Origin of the sequence: Zhongshania aquatica (genome assembly GCF_027257955.1) — a bacterium.
GTDB classification, from domain to species: Bacteria; Pseudomonadota; Gammaproteobacteria; order Pseudomonadales; family Spongiibacteraceae; genus Spongiibacter; species Spongiibacter aquatica.
The window spans coordinates 1-10,136 of the sequence record NZ_JANZNQ010000050.1; the positions used below are offsets into that span (position 1 = coordinate 1).

Annotated in this window: 7 protein-coding genes; 1 reads left to right on the forward strand and 6 read right to left on the reverse strand. The window is 46.5% G+C overall.

The genetic code is table 11. From position 1 onward, the window contains the following. Nucleotides 1–86 precede the first annotated feature (86 nt). Together O9X78_RS20005 and O9X78_RS20010 are read right to left on the reverse strand one after the other, a co-directional pair. Nucleotides 87–1,709 carry a TonB-dependent receptor gene (locus tag O9X78_RS20005; protein WP_269621482.1) on the reverse strand — a complete coding sequence of 541 codons (1,623 nt, stop codon included), beginning with the start codon at nucleotides 1,707–1,709 and terminating at the stop codon, nucleotides 87–89. 816 nt (nucleotides 1,710–2,525) lie between these two features. Further along, nucleotides 2,526–2,786: a hypothetical protein gene (locus O9X78_RS20010; RefSeq protein ID WP_269621483.1), complete on the reverse strand. Its 261-nt coding sequence runs from the start codon at nucleotides 2,784–2,786 to the stop codon at nucleotides 2,526–2,528. 278 nt (nucleotides 2,787–3,064) lie between these two features. Here O9X78_RS20010 and ppk2 point away from each other — a divergent pair, with 278 nt between their 5' ends. Beyond that, nucleotides 3,065–3,817, forward strand: a complete 753-nt coding sequence (gene ppk2 / locus O9X78_RS20015) for a polyphosphate kinase 2 (RefSeq protein ID WP_269621484.1) — start codon at nucleotides 3,065–3,067, stop codon at nucleotides 3,815–3,817. Between the two features lie 140 nt (nucleotides 3,818–3,957). On the opposite strand, the gene O9X78_RS20020 is transcribed toward ppk2, so the two are convergent. The 4 genes from O9X78_RS20020 to corA all read right to left on the reverse strand — a co-directional run bounded on the left by O9X78_RS20020 (nucleotide 3,958) and on the right by corA (nucleotide 9,691). Continuing rightward, on the reverse strand, nucleotides 3,958–6,351 hold the full coding sequence (locus O9X78_RS20020) for a phosphoketolase family protein (protein ID WP_269621485.1): 2,394 nt from the start codon (nucleotides 6,349–6,351) through the stop codon (nucleotides 3,958–3,960). A 271-nt stretch (nucleotides 6,352–6,622) separates the two neighbouring features. After that, nucleotides 6,623–7,816: an acetate/propionate family kinase gene (locus O9X78_RS20025; RefSeq protein WP_269621486.1), complete on the reverse strand. Its 1,194-nt coding sequence runs from the start codon at nucleotides 7,814–7,816 to the stop codon at nucleotides 6,623–6,625. Nucleotides 7,817–7,864: 48 nt separating this feature from the next. Continuing rightward, nucleotides 7,865–8,554 (reverse strand): VIT1/CCC1 transporter family protein, encoded by a 690-nt coding sequence (locus O9X78_RS20030; RefSeq protein ID WP_269621487.1) that lies wholly within the window; start codon nucleotides 8,552–8,554, stop codon nucleotides 7,865–7,867. A 33-nt stretch (nucleotides 8,555–8,587) separates the two neighbouring features. Next, nucleotides 8,588–9,691, reverse strand: coding sequence for a magnesium/cobalt transporter CorA (gene corA / locus O9X78_RS20035; protein WP_269621488.1), 1,104 nt, complete (start codon nucleotides 9,689–9,691; stop codon nucleotides 8,588–8,590). Nucleotides 9,692–10,136: the final 445 nt, after the last annotated feature.

The following is a 10,136-nucleotide window of genomic DNA, read 5'->3' on the forward strand; positions in this document are numbered from 1 at the left end:
CGGTGGCGTGCTTGGAGAGGGAAGTAATCCTTGAGTATTCATAATAGGTGTCCACTTAAAATGAGGTGGACACCAAGGCTACTAGCTTAAAATCGAATGGAAAGGTGAGTTCGCCGGACGGTTACGGTCGTGTAGCTATAATAGAGCATAGACGAATCGTTATACCGCCAATCAACACCAGCGCTTGGAGTAAAGTCCCTCCAAGTTCTCTCTTGAGCAGGATAATCAAAGGCCCGAATAAAATCGGTCGCACCTATCAAAGGCAAGCCCTGCGCACGAGCATCTACATAAGACTCTGTGATTTCACGAGTTTCATCAGAATAACGGCCACCAACACGCGCCGAGATTGTCTCAGTTATATCAAAGGTCAATTCAGCAAACGCTGCAAAGGCATCGGTTTGAACACCACCATACAGAACAGCATTAATGTTTTCTGTATCAGACAAGCCAAAAGCACCAAGACCAAGCGCGCCTACTAAATCATTCAAGACTCCCAAGTCAGTCCCGACAAGACCACTTGCAACCGCAACCGCATCAACATAGATAGGCGTACGCTGATCCTTAAAGGTATCTTCTAAATAGAGACCGCCAACCCATGAGAACCAATCTGGGCCCCACTCTGACGAGTTGAAAACAATTTCCAAGGAGTCGGTATCTGCAGTATTAGGTACCGCTTCAATGATCAACACTTTTTCTTCTGAAAGATCGTAATCCCAGAAGATATTGCTAAAGAACTCTGTGTGACCAAACAAAATTTTGGTATTCACATATTCCGAAAGAATATCGAATGAAATCTGGCTAGAAACAGACTCCATTTCAGTAAAAACTTCGGTGCCAACGCCAGTTTCGTAGGGTGTATCATTCTCTGTCAGTACGGCTTCAAAGGCTGGACTAACGTCTGAGTTTGTTAGCGGGACGCCATCAGCCGATGAATGACGAATTTTGTAATTACTGGCATTAACTTCTAACCAGTCAGTAGGCTGCCAACGGGCCGCAACTTTATAACCCCGATCGTCATAATCTATGTGTTTTTGACTGGGATCTGGCGTGTAAGTCAGGTAAGTTTCACGATTTGTATACATCCCCGACAAACCGAAGGCAAATTTATCCCCGACAGGACCGGAGACATGAGCCCTGCCCTTCAGTAAATTATAATTACCGCCTTCCGCACTAAGAATAACTTCCGGTTCTTGAAAAGATGGCTTCTTCGTTTCAACAACAATCGCGCCGCCGACAGCGTTACGCCCGTAGAGCGTACCCTGCGGGCCCTTCAATACGTTGACCGAGTCAACGACACCAAGGGACTGAGCCTGACTTGAGGTATAGGTGATGTAGAGACCATCCATATAGGTCGCAACACTGGAGTCAATTGGCCCTTGGAACGCATCGGAGCCGATACCACGAAGGAAGATCAAACTATAACTCGCCATCTCAGTCACAATCAGACCGGGTGTAACGGCTTGCAAATCCTTGATGTCAGCAACACCCGCTGCGTTAAGGGCATCGCCACTGAAAGCAGAAATACTGGTGGACACGTCCTGAGTATCCGCAGACATTTTACGTGCAGACACGATAACTTCTTCCAAGGCGTTTTTACCAAAACTCGGGGACGAGCCTAACGACATTGCAACGGCAAGCCCAATTGCACTCGCTCCCACACTTCTACCCACACGGGACGAAGTCCCCGCGCCATTTGATTTTGTTATCATGAACCCTCACCTCAATACGGTCACTGCAGCGGAAACCACAGTCTTTCGACGCAATTTTTTTATCTTCTTAACCGAACCCTACTCACCAGCCATCACCCCTTTTTTCTGAGAACCAAGCGTGATGAGATTTGAATTCGCCTGAACGATAATTTAACACTATTGATCTTGTAGTCAATAGAGAATCTGCCCAAAAGGAGAAATACGTGAACTGAAGCAAGTTTTCAGAGTTTTCATTGAGAACCAAAAATACATCTAAGTTATTGTATTATATTGTTATTTTTTTAAAAAAGCCGATAAGTCTCGCTACGGTATAAACTCTATTTTATTGACCTTAAAATCAACACTGCTATTGCCTAAGACTCAATAAGCCGATTGAAACACCTTTTTTGCCTTTTATTATCAGCATTAAGTTAGCAACCATTAACCTTCTGCGTACGAATGAATCACGGAGGTAGATCAATGAAGAATGCCAGTCACAGAACATTTATTTACAACATGCACATCAAGCGACCTGACGAAATTAATCATCTCAGCATCATAAATACACATAGACTATCAAGGACTTAATTTATGAATGATGGAAGCTATTGATAACAAGGATAGTTGGAAGGAAAGAATTAGAACGTTAAAAATAAGCGAACAGATGCGCGGACCAATACACTTAGTGTACTTAGGCGCTTAAAATTGCAAGAAGCAGTGAACGTGAGACGCTCGGCCATACAGCCATGTTTGGGACTTCACATATAACTGCTGTATGGCTTGAGACATTATTAGCTGGCGGAAATCAGGCCCCAAAACCAACTATTGGGTAAAACACTACAGAGCGCGCTTAACCTTGAGATAGCCCTCCTTAATTTCTTCACCTAATAATGAAAGCGCTGCATGAACACCTTCTGCTGCGGGCTCGACCTCTTTTCCAACTTGCCTAGTTTTATCAATGAGATGATCCCACTTTTTTTCTAATTCGTCCCACTCGTCGCGAACACCCATATTAGCGAGATGAATCTTTACAGTGAGTTCATCTCTTTGCTGACTCAATTTGTCGACCATTTCACTTAAACTTTTTTTGGTATCCATTGCCGTCTCCCAAAGATCAGATTTAAAAAGGTACAAGCTCAGATAATACCGATTTTACTTACCAGTGAATTGATTCAAATCAAGTAAGCTAGAGGCTCGCTAAACTAGTCTGATAAAAATTAAACTGTTACTTAGACTTGGCTACGCGCTGCCAATTTGAATATGCTAAATAAACAAGACTTGGCGACAATACCGGGCCGATTTACAAAAGTCATCGCCCAATCGACCAAATGCACATCTACATAGTGCTAACACTGATCTCTAAAGGCCGACGAAAAATGAAAAAAGAACAGAAGACGCATCTCCACGAGCTGTATATTGAGCTGGTAAAATGCCAGAAAGAAATCATTACCTCTGGTCTAAAGCTTGTCTTAATTCTCGAGGGTCGCGACGCGGCAGGAAAAGACGGCAGCATAAAGAAAATTATCAAACATCTTAGTCCGCGTGAAACACGGGTTGTCGCGTTAAATAAGCCCTCAGACACAGAAACACATCAGTGGTACTTCCAGCGCTACGCAGCGCATTTGCCGGCCGAGGGTGAGTTCGTGATTTTTAACCGTAGCTGGTATAACCGTGCGGGAGTTGAAAACGTCATGGAATTTTGTACAAACGAACAATATGAAAAGTTTTTTACGGACGTTGAACTATTCGAAAAAATGCTGATTAATGCCAATACCATCGTCCTTAAATACTATTTAGACATCAGTAAACAAGAACAAAAAAGACGATTGGATGACCGTAAAAATAATCCACTGACTCAATGGAAAATTAGCCCTATAGATCTAGTGGCCCAGAAAATGTGGGAAAAATACTCAGAGGCAAGGAACTCAATGCTGCAGAAAACAAGCTTTGATTGCAGTCCTTGGTATATCGCTAACGCTGAAGACAAAGACACCCTTCATATTGCGATCATTACCCATCTATTGAATCAGTTAGATTATGAAAACAAGAATGAAGATCTGCTAGCCATCGATGCCAAATTAATCTTTGCCGCGACAGAGCACAATATCAAGAACAAACTTTTCCAATAAGTAGTCAGACATATTTGGCATTCGGCGCTGAATCCAATCAGCGCCATGAGTTAGGGTATACCACAGAAAATAAAACCAAAGCCCCCTCTTGCTTCACTCCTTTGAATGCAAATTACCCACTTTACGTCAGCCATTTACAATTAATAAGACCACTGCCAATCTCGAACTTCCGGCATGTCGTGTCCGTGTTTATTGATGTACTGCCGATGATATAGAAGCTTATCTTGAAGCTGCCTTTTTAGCACACCCCCCTTATCACCAATTTGCGGTAACTGATCTATGGCGTCTATCGCCAGATGAAAGCGATCCAGCTCATTCAACACTGTCATGTCAAAGGGCGTGGTAATTGTGCCCTCCTCTCTGTAGCCGTGAACATGAAAACGTCTGTGATTCGCGCGCTGAAAGATCAAGCGCTGAATCAACCAGGGATAGCCGTGGAAAGCAAAGATGACCGGCTTATCCTTGGTGAACATCGCGTCGAAATCTGAATCGCTCAAACCGTGGGGATGTTCAGCTTCCGGCTGCAGCTTCATAAGATCAACAACATTCACAAGACGAATTTTTAAATCTGGAAGAGTCTCTCGTAAAAGCGAAACCGCCGCCAATGCTTCTAGGGTGGGTACATCACCGCAGCACGCCATGACTAAGTCCGGTGACGACGAATCCTTATTCGTCGCGCTAGCCTCATTTTGTTCGCTACCCGCCCAATGCCAGATTCCAGCACCTGCCGCGCAGTGTTTAACCGCGGCATCTATATCCAGCCACTGCGGCGCTGGATGTTTACCGGCAATAACAAGGTTTACATAATGACGGCTGCGCAAGCAGTGATCCATCACCGACAGCAGGCAATTCGCATCTGGCGGCAGATACACCCGCACGATGTCTGCCTTTTTATTTACCACATGATCTATGAAGCCAGGGTCTTGGTGGCTAAAGCCATTATGATCTTGTCGCCAAACATGTGATGCCAGCAAGTAGTTTAACGACGCTACTTTTGGCCGCCATGATAAACCCGCCGAGACCTTGAGCCATTTCGCGTGTTGGTTAAACATAGAATCAATAATATGAATAAAGGCTTCATAGCAATTAAACACACCGTGGCGCCCGGTAAGTAAATATCCCTCTAACCATCCTTCACACTGGTGCTCGCTGAGCATGGAGTCCAGCACCCGACCATCAGCTGCCAAAAACTGATCATTGTTTTCACTACCGAGTTCCCACTGCCGATCCGTTTCCTGAAAGACGGCGCCCAAGCCATTGGATAAAGTTTCGTCTGGGCCAAACAGCCGAAAATTGCGCTGCTGATTATTCAGCTTTACTACATCGCGCAGAAATGGACCGAGTACCCGGGTATCGCCAACACCGAGGGAACCCCGAACAGTGAGATCCACAGCATAATTCCGGTAATCCGGTAAATGTAAATCTTGCAGCAGCAGCCCCCCGTTCGCATGTGGATTGGCACCCATGCGAAATTCTCCCTCGGGTGCCAGCGATGCCAACTCCGGTATCAGTCGCCCGCAATCATCGAACAGCTCCTCGGGACGATAGCTACGTAGCCACTGCTCAACTAATGCGAGGTGCTCCGGATTCGTGCGCGGGTCAGAAATGGGAACCTGATGCGAACGAAACGTACCCTCTATCTGAACACCATCCAGCGCCTTTGGACCAGTCCAACCCTTGGGTGAAATCAATATAATCATCGGCCAGCTTGGGCGACTGAGGTCTCCATCTACTCGCGCACGGTGCTGAATAGCTTTGATCTGCTCCGCAGCAATATCAAGTGCAGAGGCCATTGCCTCATGCATCAACGCCGGATCATGGCCTTCCACAATCAGAGGCGTCCAGCCATAGCCTTCAAATAGTGATTGCAATTCTTGGCGACTAATGCGAGCAAGAAGCGTCGGGTTGGCAATCTTGTAGCCATTAAGATGTAAAATTGGCAATACCGCGCCATCGCTGGCAGGGTTCAAAAACTTGTTGGAATGCCAAGCCGTTGCCAGTGGGCCGGTCTCCGCTTCGCCATCGCCAACAATGCAAGCCACTATTAATTCCGGATTATCAAAAGCGGCGCCGAAGGCATGACTTAACGAGTAGCCCAACTCCCCGCCCTCATGAATAGAGCCCGGTGTTTCTGGCGACACGTGGCTGGGAATACCACCGGGAAAGGAAAACTGCAGAAACAACTTTTGTAAGCCCGCCTCGTCTTGGCTAATCTCGGGATAAATTTCGCTATAACTACCCTCAAGGTAGGTATTGGCGACTAAAGCTGGTCCTCCATGACCAGGGCCCGAAATATAAATCATACTTAGCTTGTCGCGCTTTATCAGTCGATTCAAATGCACATAAATAAAATTCTGCCCTGGAGTAGTTCCCCAGTGTCCCAGTAGCATCGGTTTAATATCTGCTACTGCCAAAGGTCTCTTTAACAACGGATTATCAAAGAGGTAAATCTGCGCAACAGAGAGGTAATTAGCGGCCCGCCAATAGGCGTCCATTCGATTAAGTAGGTCTGGGCTAAGGCTCTTCGTTTCCATAAGTCAGCTTTCTCGATTTTGTTTAAGCTAAATGCGTTGCGGTCGAAGGTGTATCAGGAAGTAGAAAATATGTTGCCGTGATTTCATAGCAATATTGCACCTTGTTTTTCAATGGCGAATCCTCCCATTGTTAAAAACCAGCAATAGTAAGAAACCAAAGAAGCTACACTGCTAATACTCATTTGAATACTTGGATTCAATGTAACGCATCAGAAAGTCACTTGAGTATCCATCGCCCGAATCTCTCTAAAACTTGGCGGACGTTGGCGAATTACAGCAAACTGAGTACTCGTTTCACCGAACGCGCCATCACCAACTCTTCGTTGGTAGCAATAACACGAACAGTAACCGGCGCAGATTCTGCAGAAATTATGGCTTCTGCTGCCTTATTTCTCGCCTTATCAAGAGTGATACCCAAGAAGCCAAGATTCGCACAAATTCGCTCGCGAATTTGCGGTGAGTTTTCACCAATACCACCGGAAAATACGAGTGTATCTAATCCGCCTAACGCAGCAGAGTATGCACCAATCAATTTTGCCGACTGATAACAAAACAATGCTATGGCTTCCGCCGCATGAATATCCTCAGATTCAACAGCAAGCAACTCACGCACGTCAGAGCTACGCCCCGACACGCCGAGCAAGCCCGCCTCCCTGTTGATCATGGTATAAAACTGCTCGCTATTCAGCTGCCCGGTACGCGCTAAAAATACTGCGACGCCGGGGTCCATGTCGCCACTGCGGGTGCCCATCATTAAACCGCTAGAGGGCGTAAAGCCCATGCTAGTGTCGATACTTCTCCCAGCAAGAACAGCGGCCATGCTGGCACCGTTGCCAAGATGCGCGAGAATAACGCGACCGCTGCGAGCTGAATCATCGCCAAGTCGCCGTAATTCCTGCATCAGAAATTCATAGGATAAACCGTGGTAGCCATAGCGCCGCAAACCCTGCTCTTCATAATGACGTGGCAGCGATAGCTGGCTGGCCACTCTGGGCATACCGTGGTGGAACGCGGAGTCAAAACACGCCACCTGCGGCAGATCTGGACAGTGTTCTATACAGGCTTCTATTAAGGCAATCTCGAGTGGAAGATGCTCCGGATCATAGGGTGCCGCCTCCTTTAATTCAGTCAGCATAGCTGGGGTCACCCGTGTGGCATCGCCAAGGTTCATGCCGTGTACCAAACGATGCCCAACGGCCTTGATAGAGTCAAAACTCGGCAGCGCGCTAAGCCATGCTAATAATTGCATCGCTACCGCGGCATGATCTTTACCATCGATATCTCGGCGATACGTCTCACCGCTCAATGGCTCAGAGGCGTTCAAACAGGTATCACTAAGTCCAATACGTTCTATCTTCCCGCTCAACATTAATACTGACTCAGAATCTAAAGAATAGACCGCAAAGCGAACGCTAGAAGACCCCCCATTGATAATCAGAATATCTGATCGACTTGCTGTACTCATAACCCTTCAGCCCACCGGTTTGCTTTAACATGTTGCAGATATGAATCACTACACCGCAATATCAAATGCAATCCCAACTAGCGCAGTCACTGCCATCGCGAGCGCACCCCACAAGGCCACTCTCATCACACCAATATATATTTTGGCGCCACTTAAATACGCCGATACTGCGCCCAAACTCGCAAGAAAAAACAGTGAAAGAACGCCAACAAGTACTGCCACATTTTCTGATCGGTAAAATAGCGCGGTCAATAACGGTAGCGCCGCACCGACGCTAAAACTGAGGGCCGACGCAAGCGCAGCCACTATCGGTTGTGCTTGCGTTAATTCAGAGATGCCAATCTCATCCCGTGAATGTGCGCCCAGTGCGTCATGTGCCATTAATTGCTTCGCAACCACCGCGGACAAGTCAGCGTCGAGCCCCCGCTGCTGATAAATTTCTGCGAGCTCGATAAGCTCACCCTCATAATCATCTTCAAGCGCTTGCCGCTCTAAACGTAGATCCGACTCTTCGATATCAGCCTGAGACGAGACCGAAACGTATTCGCCTGCCGCCATTGAAACCGCTCCGGCGACTAAACCCGCCGTACCGGCGATGAGAATGGCACCATGATCTGAATTTGCAGCAGCGACACCAATGATCAAACTGGCGGTTGACACAATACCGTCATTGGCACCGAGCACTGCTGCTCTCATCCAACCGACCCGATGTTGCCTGTGAAGCTCATTGTGTGACATGTTGATATATCCGCCATTAAAGACTGTGGGGGCTTAACTTTTACCTACCCAACCTTTGCGCCTGAAAAAAAGTACCATTCCAATAGTGAGTATTACAAATACTCCCCACACCGCCGGATATCCCCAGCGCGCAGAGAGTTCTGGCATAAAGTGAAAGTTCATACCGTACACACCGGCGATAAATGTCAGGGGAATAAATACCGTAGACATAATCGTCAGCACTTTCATAATCTCGTTCATTCGATTTGACACCGCCGACATATAAAGATCGGTGAGGCCACTGGCCATCTCGCGGTAAGACTCAATAATTTCTACAATCTGAATTGTATGCTCATACACATCGCGCAAATAAGGCCGGGTAGATTCGGAAATTCGTCCACTTTCATCACGGTACAAATGATCTACAAGTTCTCTCATTGGCCAGATAATGCGTCGTAATAAAGCCAGCTCTCGCTTAACACAATGAATACGTCTCAGCACCTCTGGTGAGGGAGTCTCCAAAGTAACAACCTCGAGATCTTCCAACTGGTCGCCATAACGCTCAAGCACGGGGAAACAATGATCTACCACTGCGTCCAGCATGGCATATAGCAAGTATCCTGGTTCATTTTTTCTGATCCGCAGACTTTCCGTTTGCAGACGGTCTCGGATGGGCTGCCAGACATCGCCCACTTTTTCCTGAAAAGTAATCAGGACTTTGTCATAGAGAAAAATGCTGACCTGTTCGGCATCAAGTGACCAATCATTTACAGATTCGTCTTCAGACTCATGATGTAACACTCGCAACATTCGTAGCACAACAAAAAGATGGTCATCAAAAGCTTCAACACGGGGCCGCTGGTTAAGGTGCAAAACATCTTCAGCGGTTAGCGTGTGAAACTCAAAATGTCGGCGAAACTGATTAATGACATAGGGGTGGGTATTACTGACATTAATCCACCTGACGGCAACCCAGCTTGGTAGCGGCGTGTCCAAAAAGCCATCAAGGTCTGCGATATCACCGACATCAATCTGCGTGGCGCTATAATCGATATAGTTAATAGCGACACTGCCTACTTCCGGCGCGATCAGGGTAGCGGCAATGTGATCGATACCCGGTGACTCTCCGGGATTACCTCGCCGTCCATGTTTTATCATCCGACTTATCCCAGACAATCTTAGCGCCGAATCACGAAAGCGGTTTCGTTTTTTCATCATTTTCCCGACACATATTTAGTATCAATACAAACCCTGCGCCATTACTCTTGTCTTTTCAACACTGGCTGAGGTTTCTTCAAGAGTAACATCGGCATGCCTCCTTATTGCGAAAACTTACTATATCGGCAATAAAAATATCGCTCTAAGTCACAAGTCAAAAACCCTTGCCCGACACGTAAGTACTTAATCGTGTCATACTAAAAAAAATAACTACGACAACATCTATCTTTGGTTGAACTGACACGCATCTAGGAGTTTACTATTAACCCGGCGATCAAAAGTATCTGATATAATGCGCGAATGGACGAAAAAATTGATGCAAGAAAATTATCCTTAGAAGTTCTTGAAGAAAAACGCCGACAGGCGCATCGACTTCGGAAACGCG